Here is an 18,652-nt window from a genome sequence, read left to right as displayed (position 1 = left end):
TGTTTCCTAGATGCCCTCTCGCCCAAGTTTTCGGCTGGTTTTGCATGATGTGTCGTATGGAACCCTAGAAACGCCTATGAAGCAGACCCTCTTTTCTCTAAATTCTGTAGGCAAATAGTTTGTTGTCGTTTAGGCAAGCGCTGCACAATGAGCCAAAGTAGAATTCGAAACAAATTAAGAACAAAGCTCTTATCAAATGAAAAACGTTGCATCTATTGCGCGTCATTACCGGAAACAATTGAGCATTTCCCACCGGTATCACTGTTTGACAGACGCGATAGGCCAAGCGGATTAGAATTCGCCGCTTGCGAAGCATGTAACCACGGAACGAAGGCCGCCGAGGCGCTGGCTGTATTCGTATCTAGAATAGACAAAGATGAGCGAACTGCTGGCTTCTGGGGCAGTCAGGCAGGACAGAACGCAATTTTTACACTCGAGCGAGAAGCACCGGGGCTTCGATCTCAGATCTTACAAAATCCATCAATTTCAAATTACTTGGCTCCATCTGGCGAGGTAGAACAGCAGATCGAGATACGACTGAGTTCTGAGAAAGCAAAAAATTTACTGGATGCATTTTCCGCAAAATTAGGTATGGCGCTCTACAGGGAGCACATTGGAGAACCTCTTCCGCTGAACGGGATTGTTCAAACTATTTGGTATACCAATGCAGGTCTCGGTCGAGATTTGTATGAAAAACTACTTCGGACATTTCCAATTTTTGCAACTCTAAAGCAGGGAAAGAAGAGCTATCCAAATCAATTTGGATATCGCTACAACACTGACGGAAGCAGGATTCTTGCAGCGCTCGTGTCTTTTCATGGGAACTTTCACGTGTTCTTCGTTGCGAGTGGGGAGCCAGAAACGTTCGAATTGCCATATGCATTCATAGGGGCTTCAGAAACGACAGGAAATGTGATGCACCCAGGAGAATTGCTTAGTAGGCTCACCTAGGATCAGGTCCCACCTCTGCTGCCCGATCAACTCAATCATTTTTTCGATTTTGGTGGGCTCTTGCCGAATGTTTCCAGGTGGGAAGATGAAACAAGAATTGCCATTCAATTCCCACAACGATTTTGTCCGAAGATCGAATTCTAAGGAGAATATCAAATGGCATCGGATCCTCACGTGGCGAGCAAACAAATTTGTGCCAAATGAATCTGCGTGCCAGTTTCTACTTCGACCTGGCTGCTTCCCCCAATTATCCGCAAAGTTACGCCGAATATCCCGAGATCCCGCTTACTGCCATCCGAACTGGCGCGTTGCAGTTCCGCATTGAGATAGAATCAGTGCTCTTCCGTATCTCGGGTGGATCGACTGGCCATCCCAGTCAGCCTGCTTTCCGGCTCGGTCCAGTCTCATCGAACGCCAATCAGCTGTGCCTTGCCGCAATCCGAATGTGAATATCGGGTGGCAGTGAGCACATCTTTCAATCGGACCTTGAAAAACAGATTTGCAAAGAATTTCGGTTCGGCTAGGTCTACGAAACTTTTGTTTCACTTGGCTGGGAAGTTGTTTACGTGAAACCCTACCAACTAACGTGCCTCGCGCTTGCATTTGGTTTGTCGGCTTGCGCCACGGCGACACGCGGCACCAATGAGACCGTACTGGTTTATGCCTCTCCGGAAGGTGCGCAAATCACCACCTCCGTCGGCCTGACCTGCAACACCTCGCCCTGCTCGCTTCAAGTCTCCCGCAAACAGGAATTCACCGTTACGGTTTCCAAGGCAGGCTACAAGACCCAGACCGTCCAGGTGAACACCAAGGTCGCCCCCGGCGGCGTCGCCGGCATGGCTGGCAACGTTCTGATCGGCGGCGTTATCGGTGTCGGCGTCGACAGCGTGTCAGGAGCCACGCTCGACCACTCGCCCAATCCGGTCCTCGTCGAGCTTGTGCCGAACAATCCCAGGAACCCGAAAACGCCTAAGGGCGACCTTTCCGAAATCAAGGAAAAGATCGCTGCCAAACAGCGCGCTCAGGAAGAGGCCGTGATGCGGAAGTCGGGTGGGGTCTAGCAAAACCGGGACAAACTGAACGAGCAAGATCTCCAAACCGCGAGATCCTGGATGTCTGAAAAAGTAACGCTTTTTGCCCGGAACTGCATATCCTGACCGGGGGCAGGACAGCATTGCAAATGAATGCGAAATTTTGCGGCTGTCGCGACGCTTCCTGTGGTTAGGCTCGAGAAGAGCTGGCTCCTCTCAAATCAAGCGCATTGCGGTTCCTGCCTGGAACCCGTGATGGATAGAGGCCAATAATTGGCGTAGCATCTTGTTATGAATGACAAGTCTCGAAATGAAGAAGTGCAAAGGCACTATGCGACGCCCCGCCATCTCGTGACGCGAGGCTCATTTCAGGCGAAGTATGCAACTGTCAGCTGGTTTGGCTGGCTGATTGACCATATGAATTTGCAGACAGCGATGGAAGTCTTGGACGTAGGGAGCGGTCCGGCATGGATTTGGCGTTCACAGTTTGACCGCCTGCCAGACGACCTTCGTCTTTCTCTCATAGACACATCTCAGGGCATGATTGAGGAGGCCTTGGCGAACCTGGCGACGTTGGAGAAGATCGAGGTCGTCAGCGCAAAGGTAGCCGATGCAGTCACCCTCCCACACCCAGATGAAACCTTCGACGCAGTGCTTCTTTTTCACGTCCTTTACCACGTAGATGATCCACGATCCGCGTTACGTGAAGCGAGACGCGTTTTGCGCCCGGGTGGCCAGGTTTTCGTAAGCACAAATGCGTTGGAAAACATGAGCGAACTGCACACCATTGGCGCCGAGGCCTTTGGAGGCAGCCCCGTCGATCCAGGAGCCGCATTGTTCTCGCTTGATGATGCTGCGCAGGTGGTGGGTGACCTCTTCGGCAGTGTACGGCGATTTGATCTTTCGGACACTATGACGTGCACCGATCCGAAAGATGCGGTTACACTCTTACTGTCGATGCCGCCAGGAATCGCGGCGCCTGAGGCTCAGCAGAGGCACCTTGCAGAGCTGATCCGCAAGGAAAGCGATCGCTTGCAAGGCACTTTAAAAACCACGCGTCGAAATGGCCTCATCGTCGGCACCAAGGCCCCATGAAGACGGAATTCGTTCTCGTTAACTGCTAGTCTCTTGCGTTTTCTGCTCCCCCATCCAAGCTGAACCGGCGGTGCCGCGCACACACCGTTGCCGCTTTCGACTTAATCTGATAGCCCGCGCTTTCAACGTTTGCCTGCGCCCGGCGGACCGAGCCTTTGGTTCTGGTCCCGGCCCTTTATGAGACAGTCCAGAACGTGACTTCAGCCCAGTCCTCTCCCGTCATCGCCATCGGTGCGATCCATTACGACACGATCGCCCATGCCAGCGAGCCTATCCGCCCCGAGACGTCGACCCCTTCCAGACTGAGTGCGAAGCCGGGCGGCGTTGCCACGAATATAGCCCGTGCGCTTGTGCGCCTTGGTGTGGGCACGCATCTGGTGGGAGCAATTGGGGACGATGGTGCCGCAGACATGCTCTCCCGCCAGCTTCGCCAGGAAGGCCTCGGTCTCCATGTTACGACCCGGGCAGGTTTCGCCACGGGCCAGTATCTCGCTCTGCATAATCCGGCCGGTGATCTGGCGGCCGCCTGCGTCGATGATCGTGTTCTGTCCGAAGCCCCGGAAGACCTTTTTGATGCCATTGTCGAAAACCTTGCGGCGAGCGCACCGCAGGAGACGATCTGGTTTCTGGATGCAAACCTCCCCGCCGCGATGCTGGCCCGGCTGACGGGCCTTGCCCGGCCCGGCCGACTTATTGCCAATGCCGTGTCGGATGCCAAGGCCATCCGCCTGCGCGCCGTCCTTGGCGAGCTGGACTGCCTGATGCTGAACCGCGGCGAAGCAGCCACGCTCACGGGTCTGTCGCGTGATGCGACGTCCGAAGACCTGGCCGCAGCCTTGATGCAGAGCGGCCTTAAGAGTTTTGTCCTGACCAGCGCCGCCACGGACGTGCTTGTGCTGGAAGGTGGGGGGCTGCACCGCTTTGCTCCGCTTCAGACAAAAATTGTCGATGTCACCGGTGCTGGCGATGCCTTGACGGCGGGCACCGTCGCTGCCCTTTCAAAAGGCTACGGTCTGAAAGAAGCCGTTCCGTTTGGTCTGGCAGCTGCCGCCCTGACCTTGCGCTGCACCGGCGCGCTCGCCGATGAACTCAGCTGGGATGCCCTCGCCAACTTTTGACCATATGGACAAATTGCAATCTTGGCGCGCTTCGGTCTTGCGCCTATAAGACCCGCAGAATTGACCCGGCTGAAAGCCGCCGGACGAAAAAACAGAAAGGCACACGCCGTGACCACCCCGACACCGTCCTCCGCCATCAAGGATCTGATCGTCTACAGCGATGAAGTGCGCGAGGCTCTTGCGAACGGCAAGCCGGTCGTTGCGCTGGAATCGACCATCATCACCCACGGCATGCCCTTCCCGAAGAACGTCGAGACGGCCCGTGACGTGGAAGCCGATATCCGCGCGGAAGGCGCTGTTCCGGCGACCATCGCACTGATGGACGGCAAGATCATGGTCGGCCTTTCCGACGCGGATCTCGACCGTCTGGCGCAAGCCAGCGACGTGATGAAGTGTTCGCGTGCCGACCTCACCTTCGCCCTTGCCACCGGGCGCTACGGCGCGACCACCGTCGCCGCCACCATGATGGCGGCCCATGCCGCCGGCCTGAAGGTGTTCGCCACCGGCGGCATCGGCGGCGTTCACAAGGGCGCTGAAGAAAGCTTCGACATTTCCGCGGATCTGGATGAGCTTGGCCGCACGCCGGTCTGCGTGGTGTCCGCAGGCGCCAAGGCGCTGCTCGATATTCCCAAGACGCTGGAAGTGCTGGAGACCAAGGGTGTGCCGGTCATTGCTTTCGGTACGGAAGAACTGCCGGCGTTCTGGTCGCGGGCAAGCGGCCTCAAAGCGCCCTACTCCCTGAATTCGGCGGCTGAAATCGGCACGCTTTTGAAGATGCGCTCCCGCTTTCCGGACCACGGCGGTGTGCTGATCGCCAATCCGGTGCCGGAAGCCGCCCAGATCCCGCGGGACGAGATGACCGGCTACATCGATGCCGCCATCGCGGACGCGTCGGCCAAGGGCATTCGCGGCAAGGAGGTAACCCCCTTCGTGCTGGGCGCCATACTGGAACTGACCGGTGGCCGCAGCCTCGACACCAACATTGCCCTGGTGCGCAACAATGCCCGCCTGGCCGCACGCATTGCGGTCGAACTCGTCTGACCACGGATTGAACGAAGGAATGTCCGGGCTTTCAACTGGGACCTTCCAGAAGCCCGGACAAGACGCCCTAACCAGACGTCAGGACGGCTTGTCCTCTTCAGGTTGAACGACGGGAGCCGCCTGCCGGCGCTCCAGCGCCTCGGCCAACCGGTCAATATCCTTGATATGCAGGTCGCGCTGCGGGAACGGGATCTCGATACCCGCTTTGCCAAGTTCGTTATAAACCTCGAAATAGAGGTCCGACATGGTGATCATCACATTGCCGATGTCTTTCAGAAAGCACCGCAGTTCGAAGTTCAGCGAGCTGTCGCCCAGCCCCATGAAAAGCACCTGCGGCGTCGGATAACGCGCGATGGTGTTGTTTGCCCTAGCTGCATCGAACAGGATCGACTTCACCTTTTCCAGATCGCTGCCATAGGCAACGCCAACCGGCAGGATGAGACGTCCGGACTTGTTCGTCAGCGTCATGTTGGTGACCCTTCCGGCAATCAGATCCGAATTCGGAACGATCACGTCGTGACGGTCGAAGGTTTCTATGCGGGTGGAGCGGACGGAAATTTTGCGCACATAGCCCGATTGACCGGACACTTCGATCCAGTCCCCTTCCTTGATCGGCCGTTCGATCAGAAGGATGATGCCTGAGACGAAGTTGGAGACGATGGTCTGAAGACCAAAACCGATACCGACCGACAATGCACCGGCGACCACCGCAAGGCTGGACAGGTTCAACCCTGCCGTCGAAACCGCGATCAGCGCTGCCAGCGTAAGCCCGGCATAGCCTGTGCCCGTCACCAAGGCGTTCTGCGCGCCGATGTCCATGCTCGTCTGCGGCAGAACGGTGGTTTTGAGCAGGTTCTTCAGCCAGCGCGTCACCATGACGCCCAGGCCGAAAATGGTGACAAGCACGAGGAAGGAATCCAGCGACAGGTGAATGTTGCCCAGTTGCACCCCGTTTGTCAGCAATTGCCAGGCGCTGACAATATCCGTGGGACGCGCGCCCCACGTCATCGCGATCAATGGGGCGAAGATCATTGTCAGCACACAGATGAGGCCGAAGGAAACCAGGATGGGGACAGACTCGTCCTCCCGCTTGCCGAGCGCCGCTTTCACGACGACAAGCACAAGATGATAGATCAAGAACCCGAAGCCGAGCTGGGCAACGGTCATGATCACTGGCAGGATGGCCACCCGGGCAAGCTGCACATAACCGAGCAGTGTCACGCAGACGGCCAGAACCGCCGACGCCTTCATCAAGAGAGACAAGAACAGCAGAAAGCCCGAGTCCTGCGGCTTCACCGAGCCTTCCTCGGGTTGTTCCGCCGACGGCTCGCTTTCCGGCTCATCGCTTTCGGCAGCATCTTTGGAGCGGATGATGCCGGCCAGACCCCACAGCATGATAGCGGCAACGGCGATGGGCGTAGCCGACAGCACCGAAATGGCCGCCAGATCGAAGGCATTGTCCAGTTCGAAGGCCTCGACTGCCACTTCCAGCGCCATGAAGACGCCGAGACCCTGACAGAGACGCAATCCGATCTTTGCTTCCCTGTCGCCCAGATCCAGCAGACGCCAACGGCTCTGGCCCGGCGCGAACAGCGTGTGCCCGAGCCAATTCGCGATGATCATGACCAGCGCCATGACGGGTATCGCGATCACCGCCGTGCGAACCGAATTGGGATAAATGTCCAGAACCGGGAAGACCGCAATCAGCGCCACAGCCCCGATTGTCGGCAGCACGATGAAACTGGCGTTGTAGATCAGCGCCAGCACCAATGCCTTGGCGCCGGTTGCCGGCCTTTCGCAATAGCGCTTCAGAGCGCGGGAAATGGGATGCTGCAGAAAGCTCAGAAACAGGATGCCGAAAAGCGTCAGGCCGAGCGCGACTGGCACCTTTTCGTCAAGTTCCTGGGAGATGCTGGGGCGCGTAAGCTCGTTTCGCACGTCCCGCTCCAAGCGCTTTAAAAACTCATAGATTTCCTCGAACCCGGTCTTCCAGGTCGAGGGCGCCAGCGGTGACGGATACCTGTCGAACAGCTTGTCGAACTGCCTTGCCCACTGTTGCCGGTCCACCTCCCGAATGTAGAACACAGCCTCATCGTAGTTTTCCGAAGCCCGGCGGATAGGCGTGTTGGCGACCGCAAACGCATTGCGCAGCTCCTTGCGCCGCTCCGCGATGACATCGGCTTCCTTCTCACCGTCGGCGGGCGGCGGACCAAGACTGTCGAGCTGCGCTTTAAGAGCACTGGCACGAATACTGCCGCGGGAAACAATGCGCGCATTCTCGTCGCGCACGGTGACCAGTTGAGACCGCAGCTGGTCAAGCGTTCTTGGCGAAATACTGCGACCTTCAAGTGCGGTCGTTGCACGGCTGAAAAGGTCGTCGACGTCCGCTTGCGGCATCGCCTTGGCGTTGCTGTCATCACTCTGCGCCATGGCCGGAGCCGCTGTCTGGGCCCTGGACGAGGCCGCAAACGGGCCACCCGTGACACCAGCGACAAAAACCGCAATCAGAAGAATGCTCTTGAGAAATTTCATGAAGGCGCCAACAAACTTGCTACGGACTGAAAGACGAGACGGCGACAGGCGCTTGCCTGTCGACTCACTGCCATGACCTTATGTGCGAATTTCGGCAGATAATGCACCATCAAAACACATTTGTCGCAAAACCGGTCTAAGCAAAGGGGGATGGCAGTTTTTGCAAGCTGCCCGGCTTTGGCCTGAAATGCGTGGCAAGCCGTTGACAGAGCGGCGCAAGCCTGCCCTAACATGCAAAATTATGACGTTAACAGGACGTAGCGGCAAGAGACCCTAAACCGGGCCGCGTCCTTGAAGGAGGTCACACATGACAGACGCGGCAAGCCCTCAAACCCCGCAGACTGAAACGGCTCCGGCTGGCAGCTTTTCCCCGCTTCAGTATCTGGACCGCGCCCTGTCGACGCTTCGGGATATCGGCATCACACCGGAAAGCGAGCAGGATGCCCCGATCAATGCCCTGCTGGAACAGATCACGGATCTCTCGCCGGACAAGGTGCTGATCATCACCCGCACGCTGGCCCAGGCCTCCAATTTCAACGAGGTTGTCCGTTCGCAGGTTCAGCAGATGGATATCGGTGAACGCTATGAGCAGATCACCGAAGCGTTCAATTCCATCCGCGACGATGCCAAGGCCCTTGTCGACCAGTTGGCCGACGGCAAGATCTCCTTCACCGAGAACCTGTCCAACAAGTGGCGCGATTTCCGGCGCGGGACGATATCCGACCGCTTCGACGATATTCGCGGCACCTACAAGGATGTCGCCAGGGCAACAAAAGACCAGATCGAGCGGGAACAGACCATTCTGGAAGCCTATCGGGACTTCCGGGGCGCCCTGAAGCAGGCGGAAGTGACCGCGCTTGAACTTCTGAACATCGCGACCGGAAAGCTGGACGCAGCAAAGGCTTCGCTTGAAAGCGCATCGGGCGATGTCGAAGCTTACACCGGCGGCGATCCGGCGCAAAAGGCGCGCCTGGAACTGGCGCGCGACGAAAAACTGCGTGAAATGCAGGACGAGGAAAAGCGCTATCAGATCGCCAAGGATCTCTCCGACAACCTGACCATCGGTTACAACACCTCCGAAGTCATCATGGCGCGTCTGGTTCAGACCACCAATGCCAAGGAACGTGTCTACGCCCAGTCAGTCAGCTTCTTCTCCACCAACGAATCCGTTCTGACGGCGCTCAACGCCTCCTTCACCGGCCTGCAGGGCCTGCATGAAAGCACGGAAACGCTGAACGCCATGAAGGATGGCATCAACAAGAGCCTGGAGACGCTTGCGGACATCGGCGACGAAGTGCAGAAGAAGGCGCTTGAGGCGGGGTATGGTCCCACCGTCGCCGCAGCTTCGGTGAAGAAACTGGTAGACTCCGTCGTCAACTTCCAGATCCAGTCGCGCGAAATCATCGACGAGATGCGTGAGATGTCGACGAAGAACTCCGAGGAAATCCGCACTGCCGTGGAAGATGGCAAGCGGCGGCTCGCCAAGCTGACCGCCCAGGGCAAGACCTTTTGATCACACGATAATCCGGCAGGCCGGACCCTCCGGCCCGCCCCGTTTCAAGAAGACATTCATTCATGGCAAGCAATTCCGACGCCCCGCTTGATGATCTGATGATGGCGATGGACGTGGTCGACACGCTGCGTCATGAAGAAGGCCAGGTGGCCCGCGAGCTGAAAAGCGACGAACGCGATGCTGCCATGGTGGAGCGGCTGCGGCAGGTCTACGCCTCGCAGGGCATCGATGTTCCGGACCACATCCTGAAGGCCGGTGTCGAGGATCTGAAGCGCGATCGCTTTGTCTATTCACCGCCCTCCGCCGGGTTCCAGCGAACTCTGGCGATGATCTATATTTCGCGCAGCACCTGGTCGAAATGGCTGGCGGCGGCCTTGGCGATCATCATCGTCTGCTTTGCCGCGTGGTACTTCATCGTCAAGTTGCCCGCGCAGCGTGCGGAGGCAGATTTGCAGGCAAGGCTCCAGGCGCTGCCGGCAACCTACTCCGAACTGGTCGAACGTATCGACACCCTGACCGAAAACACCGAAGTCGAAGCCACCGCCGAGCGTTTGGCCACCGACGGCAACCTTGCCCTGTCGGACGGCAACAACGAGGCAGCCTTCAAGGCGGAGGCAGACTTGCGCGATCTGGCCGGGCGTCTGCAGGAAGTGTTCGAAGTTCGCATCATCTCCCGTGAAGGCGAGCCGACGGGCGTATCCCGCATTCCTGAATCCAATCCCGACACCGAAAACTATTACATCGTGGTGGAGGCCGTGGACCCGGACGGCAAGATCCTGGATCGCAAGATCGTGTCGGAGGAAAGCAGCGAGGCCGAACTGGTCGACAAGTGGGGCCAGCGCGTTTCGGACACCATCTATAACGCCGTTCGCCGTGACAAGATGGAAGACGGCATTGTGCAGAAAGGCGTGCTCGGGCAAAAGCGGCGGGGCGAGCTGGACATCAAGTGGCGAACCGGCGTTCAGGACGGAGCAATTACAAAATGGTAGCTCGTAGGATTGCACCGCCTCAACGGGAGGCATCGGCATGCTGACAGGACGCCAGACGCTTGGCACGATCGAGCAGTCACTCGCTGATCTGCGCCGGGAAGAAGCCGAGCTGAGCAAACGGATCGAACGTTCGACAAGAGCGCTGACGGACCTGCAGGAACGCCAGAGCGAAGCCTACCGTGATCTTGCCCGGTTCCGTCTCGACACCGACAGTGCCGGAACCCTCAACACACGCCTCGACAGCGCAGCACGGGAAGCTCGTAAACTTCTCGACAAGCGTACTGCCGATTACAAGGTCCTGACCGAGCAGCTGCGCCAGTGTGAAAGCGACCGCAGCCAGCTGCAGAAAAAGCGGGTTGAGCTGGACACCGCGCGTGACGCGGCCGAAAACCAGATGGACGAGTTGATGGAGGCCGTCGACGGCCGCCTGGAAGGCGATGCCGCTTACCAGGCGCAGCGTGAACGGACAGAAGCAGCCATTGCCACTGCCGAGGCTGCTGCTGCCAAGGCAGCAACCTCCGAAAAGGACCGTAAGGAAAAAGGGAAGGCCTATGAGGCCGATCCCCTGTTCATGTATTTGTGGCAGCGTGGCTTCGGAACACCCGCCTATGCCCATCGCGGTCTTGTGCGCTCGCTTGACCGTTGGGTCGCCGGCCTTGTCGGCTTCAACGACGCACGTGCCAACTTCGCCATGCTGACCAGCATTCCGGAACGGATGGCCCGACATGCGGAGCGCTGTGCGGAAATCGCCCGGGAAGAACAGGACAAACTTGCCGAATTCAGCCGCAACGCCATGACGGATGCGGCCGGAACAGACCTCGTCGGTACCATTGAAACGCTCAGCGCGGACATCGAGCGTATCGACAACGAACTCGACACTCTGGACCGGCGAATAGAGACACTTTCTTCCGCCCTTGCCGAGTTCTCCAGCGGGGAAGACGCCGATTTTCAGAAGGCGGAAGAGCATCTGTCCGTTTCGCTGCAGTCGGACGATCTGAACGACTTGTGGCGCGCAGCGCTCGACACCCCCTCTCCCGAAGACGAAAAAATCGTACAGCGGATCGAGGATTTGAGGGAACGCGTTGAGCAGGTCGCCCGCGAAATCCGTCAGGACCGGGAGCTGCAGCGCGATATTGGTCGACGCAGGGGGGAACTCGCGGAGGTCATCAAGCGTTTCCGTTCCAATAACTATGGCAGCTGGGGGTCGACGTTCTCTGACGAGAAGCTGACCACCGTCCTTCTGGGCGAGTTGGTCAAGGGGGCGATCACAGGTGCTGAATACTGGGCGCGTGCCGAACGTTCGCACAAACGCCGCAAACCGAAGGGACGCCAGGTTGCGTTCCCGAACGGTTCGGGCCTTCCCAAGTCCATGGGAGGTTTTGGCGGCGGGTTCGGCGGCGGTTCGGGCAAAAGCTCCGGCAACAGCGGCGGCTTCGGCGGTGGCGGATTTAAAAGCGGCGGCAGTTTTGGTGGTAGCGGCTTCAAGACTGGCGATACATTCTGACCTCAGACGAGGAAAACTTCGCCGTCCTGCCGCCACAAGGCTTCGTTAGGAGTGTTATGTCAGTTTACGACCAGAACAGGGTGGCGATCACATGCAGTTTTCTTGCGCTTTGCGAAGACGTGTTTTAGATCGGCTCCAATTATGACCATTTTAACCTTGGGACTGCCCATGCGACGTATCTTTTTATCCGCTTTTTGCGCCCTTGCTGTTGCTGCCTGTCAGTCTGGCCCCTCTCAACGGTCATCGCTGCCCGATCAGCCGAAGCTGAGTGTGCCGGCCGGTGCGCAATCGGTGAAGATCGCGGCCGATCCGGCAAGCGTGCGGTCCGCCCTCGTTTCCAGCGCCAAGGAACGCGGCACCGTCGTGTTGCAGGATCAACCCAACATGGTGGTTCTGGAACGGCCGATGACCGGCCAAAATCCGGCGCTCGATTCTGAATTCGGACCGTCCGACAACGGCCAGCGGGTGATCCGCATTCGTGTTCGCTTCACCGGCACGCCTTGCCAGACACTTGCTGTGCAGGACCTTGCCGTGATCAACAATGTGCGAACCGCGCTGGAGCAGAGCTTCGTCCTGCCGGGCAACCCGAACACGATGCAGAGCCTGCAAGGCCTGAAATCGCGCGCGGAACAGGGCAGCACCTGTCCGCCGCTGTCTTCCTGACGGGCACACCGTCACTCTGGGAATAAAAGAGGCGTGGCCGCATCTCCGGCCACGCCTTTTTCGTATCGAACTGTGCCGGACTGCACCGGAGCGGCTCACAACAGGGCGGAACCTCACCTCACTCCGAACGCATTCACCGGCAACACTTTTGACCTGTCACGCCGGTACAGCTTCAGCGGCGAACTGCTTCAGAAACTCTTCGCTCGGCGGGATCGGCTTGATCACGTCGATCATCACCCCGTTTGGGTCGCAGGTGATGAAATGGCGCTGACCAAAGGCCTCGTCCCGTAAAACCTGCAAGACAGGCAGCCCGTTTGCCTGCGCTCTCTCATAAACCGCGTCCACATTCTCAACTTCGAAATTGAGCAGAAGTCCATTCGCTCCCCGTCCACGGCCGGTTTCCGGAATGGTTTCGTGGGTCTGATCCAGGATGGCGAGGTTGACGTTTTCGTCTTCTTCCGACTGCAGATGCACATACCAGTCGGCTTCGAACACCGCCTTGAAGCGAAAATTGTCAGAATAGAACCGGACTGTTTCGGCAACTTTGTCAGTCATGAGGACAGGGTAATACTGGGTACATTTCATCGCTTCTCTCCTGTTCATCGCCAAGCCGGGTGGCAATGGCCCGCTCCGTCCGGCCTCGGCCACGTCTTGAGGCTTTTCAAGCGCAACAAATATACATACAATCTGCATGTATCTTTTTATTAACATACAGGCTGCATGTATGCAAGATAAGAGCCCGGAGAAGACTGGTGAGCGGCGCACGCAGGCGGAACGGCGCGCGGAAACGCGCAAGGCCCTGCTGGAGGCGGCGCGCGCGTTGATCGTTGAAAAAGGCTACGCGGAAACCGGAACACCGGAGATCGTGAAAGCCGCCGACGTCACCCGTGGCGCCCTCTACCATCACTTCGCCGACAAGGCGGATCTGATGCGGGCACTGGTCCAGCAGGAAGCCGAAGCGATTGCGGCAGAGATCAATAGCCAGACGAACACCGCCCAGACACCGCTCGATGCCTTTATGTCAGGGGCCAGTGCCTATTTCTCGGCAATGTCCGTTGCAGGCCGGGCCAGGATCATGCTGCTGGAAGGACCAACCGTGCTGGGTCTGGCGGAAATGGCTGAGATCGACCGGCAAACCGGCGGCGCAACGCTTCTGGAAGGCCTGCGCCACGCGGCACATCATGGTGCGCTGAAAGACGTTCCGCTGGAACCGTTGGCCAATCTGCTTTCCTCCGCGTTCGACCGTGCGGCACTGGCCATTGCGAATGGGGGGGACAGACAAGCCTATGAAACCGCGACCCGCAAACTGCTGGCCGGGCTCCTGACCGACTGACGATCAGCGTTCATGTCGCGATGCTTCAAGACGGCGGACCAACAAGCTTCTAAGGCTGGCGACGAACCAACCAAGCGGGAGACCCAAGTGATCCTCAGATACACCATCCTCTATGTCGACAATGTACCCGCGGCGCTCGATTTTTACGAGAAGGCCTTCGGACTGGAGCGGCTGTTCCTGCATGACTCCGGCGACTATGGCGAACTGGCAACCGGAGAGACGAAACTCGCCTTTTCCTCCAAGTCACTGATGTCTCAGCTCGGCAAGACACCAGGCACGCCCAACCCAAGTTCACCGGTGTTCGAACTGGCCTTTGAAACAGAGGACGTTGCAGCCTCCCTCGCCCGCGCTGTCGCCGCCGGTGCAAACAAGTTGCAGGATGTGCGCGAGGAGCCCTGGGGCCAGATCACCTCCTATGTGAGCGATCCGTTCGGTTACCTCGTCGAGATCTGCTCGCCGGTCCAGTTGCCGAGTGCCGGTTGAGACAACAGCGACAAGCAATAAGGGTCCCGGCGCAATTGCGCCGGTGAGCCGCCAAACCAGCGTCTCAGGTCACGCGTCATATGGGCCTGGTCGCTGAAACTGCAGGCGGACGCGATCTCCACCAGCGGCAGCTCGGTCGCCAGAAAGCCTGCCGCCCTGCGGGCCCGCGCGAGCAAGCGCCAATACTCCGGTGGTGGCAATCCCTGCTCCCGAAACCGCCTCTGCAGTGTTCGCACAGAAACGCCCGCCTGCTTCGACACCCGCTCCACGGTTGCCAGCGGCAGCGTCAGGGCAACGATCACATCGTCCAGATCGTTGGTCTCATCAAGGGCATTGCCGAGGATATCTTCCACCTGCGCGCAATCGCGCGCGACGGCCGCGAGAACCTCGTCTGTCACCACGGCCCCAGGCCGCAGCCGGAAGCCCGTGATATGTGTTCCCTCCGCAAGTTCTGAAACGCGCGGCTGAAAATCCAGATCCGTCAGCAGAACCTTTTCCCGCCTGCCCCGCTCGCGTACGACCAGCACATCGCGGCAGCCATCCGGAAAGATCAGGGCACTTTCCGCCCTGTCGATCCGGTGATGCCATTTTTCGAATCTGACCATGCCGCTCATGAGGAGATCTTTATCAGCTGGCCGGCACGCAAGCGAGAAGCCTCAACCTGCTGCCCCTCCTCGTCTGAAATGGTGAAATGCGATCTCGCTGGAGAGGTCCATGCTGCAAATTCACTTCGGTCAGACTAGAGCGCGGCCTCGCGCCGCTCCCGCCCCCGGTAGCGTGTAAAAGTCTCAAGTCCGTCCACGGCGGATCTGTCCGCCTCTTGAGCCGATTTCGCCAGCAGCCCGGCCAGATGCGCTGCCGCCGCGCTTGCACCGCGAATATCGTCTCGCTCCATGGCAGTCGGACAAGCCCCGAAGGTTGCGTGGGGCAGGTCCAGCCGCGAAAGGTCTCCTGGCTCACAGCGCGCATCGCCTTGCACTGAGAGGACACCTTCAAAGGCCGCCGGGTAGGCGTTGCCACCCCGCGCCGGTGCGGAACCAACAATCAGACTGCCCGCCTGTTGCAGCCGGGTGACGGCCACTGACAGCTCGATGGTAGAGCGCGCCATACCGAAGGCGCATAAAACGATGTCTGGCGGATCTTGCGCAAGCCAGGTGAAGGCGGCACAGACGGCCTCCAGCGACGTCGAAAGCTGCCCTGGAAACACAATGGCATTCACCAACTGAACATCTTCCGCATGAGCGATCAGGGTCTGTGCCATGGCCTCGGCATGGCCCGTTGCAAGGTCAGCGCCATCCGGCTTGCAAAACCACTCCTGCGCCGCCAACCCCGCCCAGCCCTGCGGCAAGGCACCGTCTATCAGCCCGACCCGGATCACGAAACGGCCTCCCCCGCCTGCAATGTCAGCTCGCCGTCAAATGCGCCATACCGTTCAGCGTCCCCATGCGTGACGACAAGGCGGGTGCGGTCGCCAAATCGGGTATCGATCCGCGCCATAATCCGCGAAACCCGGTCCGCATCAACTTCCGACAGGCTTTCGTCGAGGATCAGAACCTGAAACGGCTGCAACAGGGCCCGGGCGAGACACAGTCGCTGGCGCTCACCACCGGAGAGGTCCAGCCCGCCCTCGCCCAGCATCGTTTCAAGTCCTGCACCTGCGAAACGGTCTTCCAGTTCCACGAACTGCAGAACGGCGTGCATGTCGTCTTCATCCGCGGCAGCAGCTCCAAGACGAAGGTTGTCCGCCACGGTGCCCGAAAAGACATGCCCCTTTTGCGGCACCAAAGCGACGACCGCCCGAACATCGTGGAGCGACAGCTGGCGCAGATCCGTGCCATCCAGAAGGATGGTTCCAGCTTTCGGATCATCATGGCGCTGAAGCAACGACAGCAGCGATGTCTTGCCGATGCCGGATGGTCCACTCAGCCGGATTTTCTGCCCCTTGGGCACGGTCAGGGAGACATTCTCGAACAGAGGTTTGCCTCCATCCGGCGCATAGGCAACACCGGCCAGCACCAATTCGCCGCCAACGGCAGCCAGTGGCACAGGCGACACCGGATCCTGCACGTCCGGCACCGCGCTCATGATCCTGTCCAGCCGGTCGAGCGCCGCCTTCATGCGGGCCTGTCCGTGCCAGAGCGAGATCAGCGACTGCATCGGGCCAATCAGGAACGCGAGGTAGGCGGTGAAGGCAATCAGAGACCCGAGCGGCATCGTGCCGTCAATCACCGCCAGCCCGCCGACCAGAAACACAGCACCGCGCAGGATCGCTGTCAGCAGCATCGGCACCGCCCGCGTCACCTCGTTCCACATCTGCGCCGACAGCAAGGCTGCAACGAGGCTTTGCTGCCGCGCTTCAATCCGATTTGCCGCAGCACCGGTCGCGTTGAGTGCCCGCAAGGCCCCGAGACCGGTGATGGTCTCCGCCAGGCCCGACGCCAGCACTCCGCGCGCGTGCCGCACTTCCCCTGCCTTCTTCTGGGTCACGGGCCGGGCACGGGCGAAAAACAACAGCTCGACCGGTGCCAATGCGAGCGCCAGAAGGGCCAGTTTGGGCGCCAGTACAAACAGCATGACCAGACCGCCGATCAGCCTCAGAAGGCTGCCGCCGCCATTGACCAGCACTGCGAAGGTGAATTGCTGCACTTCCCCGGCATCGCCATCCAGACGGCTCATGAGTTCGCCGATGGATTGTTTCGCCTGCCAGCGAGGCGACTGGGCAAGGATCCTGTCAACGGCCGAACGGCGCAGATCCTTCAAAAGTCGTGCCGAAAACCGCAAGTGCAGCAGAGAATTGAGCGCCCCAAGCGCCAGCGCGGCCAGCCCAACGCCAAAGAGCACGGCCACAAACAGGACAAGCGCCTGCTTGTCTCCGGCCATCAGGCCCCGGTCGATGACAAGCTTGGTGAGATAGGGTGGCACCAGCGCCGCCCCTGCCGCCACAAGGGACAACAGAAACAGCATCGCCAGCGGCCACCGGTAGGGCGCGACCAGCGGCACAAGCCATGCCGCCTCGCGGCTGCCGAAAACCCGGTTGAACAGGCCACGCAGCAGCAAAGGCCGGGACGGCACTGCCCCGGCCTGGTCTGCTCCTCGCAAGGTAACTGCCTGTTTCATCCGCTTTCCATGTCTCTCATGTCTCTTCATTGTCATCCCGGCGAAAACCGGGACCGAGGAACCTCATCAAACCGTTGCTCAAACAGGAGTTCAAGGTGTCCCTGGCCCCGGGCCGTGTTTCGCTTTCCGGGATGACAACGAAGTTTTTCGCGTGCCCTAACTTCCGGTGTTGATCACCTGCATCGTACTGGCAGCCATGTCGCCGCCCGAAGGCAGGTAGATTTCGCCGATGCGTTCCAGGGTCTCGGAATCGTAGACGCCGATATCGTCATTTGTCCCGCCGACATAGATTTCCGTGCCGTCGGAAGAGATGTTGATACAGTAATAGGTGTGCGGCAGGTCGACCCGCTTGATCAGCTCCTTCGTCTCGACATCATGTTTGGAAAGCTGAGTGTAGACACCGTAGAGCTTGCTCTTGTCGTTGGGGTCGCGCACAGCGGAGAACATGATCACTTCCAGGCTGGCGAAATCCTGCATTTCGCTTTTCCCTGTCGCTAGGTCAACCGACTGGTATCCCCACACGAAATCGGCAATCTCACTCATCGACTCGTCGGTGAACTTGGCGGCCGAATACAGCAGCAGGAATTCGTTGGCCTGCGTGCCGATGGGCCAGAAGGCCAGCACGTCCGGCGGTGAGTAGGTCTTCCGGTCCCAGGACGCATTCTTGATCTTGATCGAGATCTCGCCTGTCTTCGGGTCGATGGCATAGATCTCGTGTCCCGCGGCATAGATCATGCCGTCCTCGCCGGCCGACATCACCGTCATGCGGCGCGGGGCTGGGAAAGTACGGACAGGTTCGGCGTCGAGACCCGCAGCCGTCTCGTAGACCGCGACTTCCGGCTCCATGATCTCATAGCGGTCGGCATGCAGCCGCACCGGATTGCGCACCGTATAGACTTCCTTGCCATCCTTGGAAACGGCCAGGGACGCAATCGACTTGCGCCGGACATCGCCTTCGGACTGATACGCCGAAAACACCGTTTCGCAGGTGGAAAGATCAACGCCGAACACGTCCTCCCAGCGATTTCCGAGGATATAGGCGATCTTGTTGTCCGGGGACATGACGATGACGCCGGGGATCAGGTTGAAGTCGAGCTTGCAGTCGTTCTGTACCTTGCGCGCCTTGGCATCGATGACATACAGCCGGTCGGGCTTTGCCACCGCGACGATCAGGTCCTTGGCGATGGCCGGTAGAGCAGTAACGCTCAGGGCCAGGGCTGCGGTTGCCGCAGCAATCAGATTTCGCATCGGGTTTCTCCGAATATCTTGTAGGGCATCAGCC

The 18,652-nt window shown here is 59.2% G+C and carries 17 protein-coding genes; 11 read left to right on the top strand and 6 right to left on the bottom strand.

What is annotated here, in order from left to right; all coding sequences use genetic code 11:
- Nucleotides 1-147 precede the first annotated feature (147 nt).
- The 5 genes from FMN63_RS22155 (at nucleotide 148) to FMN63_RS22135 (ending at nucleotide 5,236) form a co-directional block, all read left to right on the top strand.
- A complete protein-coding gene (locus FMN63_RS22155; RefSeq protein WP_148586311.1) occupies nucleotides 148-951 on the top strand; it encodes a hypothetical protein in 804 nt (267 codons plus the stop codon).
- Between the two features lie 566 nt (nucleotides 952-1,517).
- Nucleotides 1,518-2,012, top strand: coding sequence for a translation initiation factor 2 (locus FMN63_RS22150; protein WP_148586310.1), 495 nt, complete (start codon nucleotides 1,518-1,520; stop codon nucleotides 2,010-2,012).
- Between the two features lie 261 nt (nucleotides 2,013-2,273).
- Nucleotides 2,274-3,077 (top strand): class I SAM-dependent methyltransferase, encoded by an 804-nt coding sequence (locus tag FMN63_RS22145; protein ID WP_148586309.1) that lies wholly within the window; start codon nucleotides 2,274-2,276, stop codon nucleotides 3,075-3,077.
- A gap of 155 nt (nucleotides 3,078-3,232) precedes the next feature.
- Nucleotides 3,233-4,195, top strand: coding sequence for a carbohydrate kinase family protein (locus tag FMN63_RS22140; protein ID WP_209001272.1), 963 nt, complete (start codon nucleotides 3,233-3,235; stop codon nucleotides 4,193-4,195).
- A 108-nt stretch (nucleotides 4,196-4,303) separates the two neighbouring features.
- Nucleotides 4,304-5,236 carry a pseudouridine-5'-phosphate glycosidase gene (locus tag FMN63_RS22135; RefSeq protein ID WP_148586308.1) on the top strand — a complete coding sequence of 311 codons (933 nt, stop codon included), beginning with the start codon at nucleotides 4,304-4,306 and terminating at the stop codon, nucleotides 5,234-5,236.
- Between the two features lie 78 nt (nucleotides 5,237-5,314).
- On the opposite strand, the gene FMN63_RS22130 is transcribed toward FMN63_RS22135, so the two are convergent.
- A complete protein-coding gene (locus tag FMN63_RS22130) occupies nucleotides 5,315-7,768 on the bottom strand; it encodes a DUF3772 domain-containing protein (RefSeq protein ID WP_148586307.1) in 2,454 nt (817 codons plus the stop codon).
- Nucleotides 7,769-8,075: 307 nt separating this feature from the next.
- Between FMN63_RS22130 and FMN63_RS22125 the strand changes: the two genes are divergently transcribed.
- The 4 genes from FMN63_RS22125 to FMN63_RS22110 all read left to right on the top strand — a co-directional run bounded on the left by FMN63_RS22125 (nucleotide 8,076) and on the right by FMN63_RS22110 (nucleotide 12,437).
- Complete coding sequence (locus FMN63_RS22125; RefSeq protein WP_148586306.1) at nucleotides 8,076-9,281, top strand: cell surface protein; 1,206 nt, start codon at nucleotides 8,076-8,078, stop codon at nucleotides 9,279-9,281.
- Nucleotides 9,282-9,343: 62 nt separating this feature from the next.
- Nucleotides 9,344-10,270, top strand: a complete 927-nt coding sequence (locus FMN63_RS22120; protein WP_148586305.1) for a DUF6384 family protein — start codon at nucleotides 9,344-9,346, stop codon at nucleotides 10,268-10,270.
- 37 nt (nucleotides 10,271-10,307) lie between these two features.
- Nucleotides 10,308-11,774: a coiled-coil domain-containing protein gene (locus FMN63_RS22115; RefSeq protein ID WP_148586304.1), complete on the top strand. Its 1,467-nt coding sequence runs from the start codon at nucleotides 10,308-10,310 to the stop codon at nucleotides 11,772-11,774.
- Between the two features lie 168 nt (nucleotides 11,775-11,942).
- Nucleotides 11,943-12,437, top strand: coding sequence for a hypothetical protein (locus FMN63_RS22110; protein ID WP_162855082.1), 495 nt, complete (start codon nucleotides 11,943-11,945; stop codon nucleotides 12,435-12,437).
- A 156-nt stretch (nucleotides 12,438-12,593) separates the two neighbouring features.
- Here the strand turns inward: FMN63_RS22110 and FMN63_RS22105 are convergent, their stop codons facing one another.
- Nucleotides 12,594-13,022 (bottom strand): VOC family protein, encoded by a 429-nt coding sequence (locus tag FMN63_RS22105; RefSeq protein ID WP_148586303.1) that lies wholly within the window; start codon nucleotides 13,020-13,022, stop codon nucleotides 12,594-12,596.
- A gap of 139 nt (nucleotides 13,023-13,161) precedes the next feature.
- Here FMN63_RS22105 and FMN63_RS22100 point away from each other — a divergent pair, with 139 nt between their 5' ends.
- On the top strand, nucleotides 13,162-13,770 hold the full coding sequence (locus FMN63_RS22100) for a TetR/AcrR family transcriptional regulator (RefSeq protein ID WP_148586302.1): 609 nt from the start codon (nucleotides 13,162-13,164) through the stop codon (nucleotides 13,768-13,770).
- An 87-nt stretch (nucleotides 13,771-13,857) separates the two neighbouring features.
- Nucleotides 13,858-14,253, top strand: a complete 396-nt coding sequence (locus FMN63_RS22095) for a VOC family protein (protein WP_148586301.1) — start codon at nucleotides 13,858-13,860, stop codon at nucleotides 14,251-14,253.
- Here FMN63_RS22095 and FMN63_RS22090 read toward each other — a convergent pair.
- The 4 genes from FMN63_RS22090 to peaD form a co-directional block, all read right to left on the bottom strand.
- Nucleotides 14,205-14,867, bottom strand: coding sequence for a helix-turn-helix domain-containing protein (locus FMN63_RS22090; protein ID WP_148586300.1), 663 nt, complete (start codon nucleotides 14,865-14,867; stop codon nucleotides 14,205-14,207). The two genes, FMN63_RS22095 and FMN63_RS22090, sit on opposite strands and share 49 nt — an antisense overlap.
- A 125-nt stretch (nucleotides 14,868-14,992) precedes the next feature.
- Nucleotides 14,993-15,631, bottom strand: coding sequence for a S8/S53 family peptidase (locus FMN63_RS22085; protein ID WP_148586299.1), 639 nt, complete (start codon nucleotides 15,629-15,631; stop codon nucleotides 14,993-14,995).
- Nucleotides 15,628-17,370: an ABC transporter ATP-binding protein gene (locus tag FMN63_RS22080; protein ID WP_148586298.1), complete on the bottom strand. Its 1,743-nt coding sequence runs from the start codon at nucleotides 17,368-17,370 to the stop codon at nucleotides 15,628-15,630. Before FMN63_RS22080 ends, FMN63_RS22085 begins: the two co-directional genes overlap by 4 nt.
- A 156-nt stretch (nucleotides 17,371-17,526) precedes the next feature.
- Nucleotides 17,527-18,618: a quinohemoprotein amine dehydrogenase subunit beta gene (gene peaD / locus FMN63_RS22075; RefSeq protein ID WP_148586297.1), complete on the bottom strand. Its 1,092-nt coding sequence runs from the start codon at nucleotides 18,616-18,618 to the stop codon at nucleotides 17,527-17,529.
- Between the last annotated feature and the right edge of the window lie 34 nt (nucleotides 18,619-18,652).

It is taken from the genome of Stappia sp. BW2 (assembly GCF_008107695.1).
Lineage (GTDB): Bacteria > Pseudomonadota > Alphaproteobacteria > Rhizobiales > Stappiaceae > Roseibium.
Note: the sequence above shows the minus strand (reverse complement) of the source record. Positions and strands in the feature narration are given on the sequence as shown.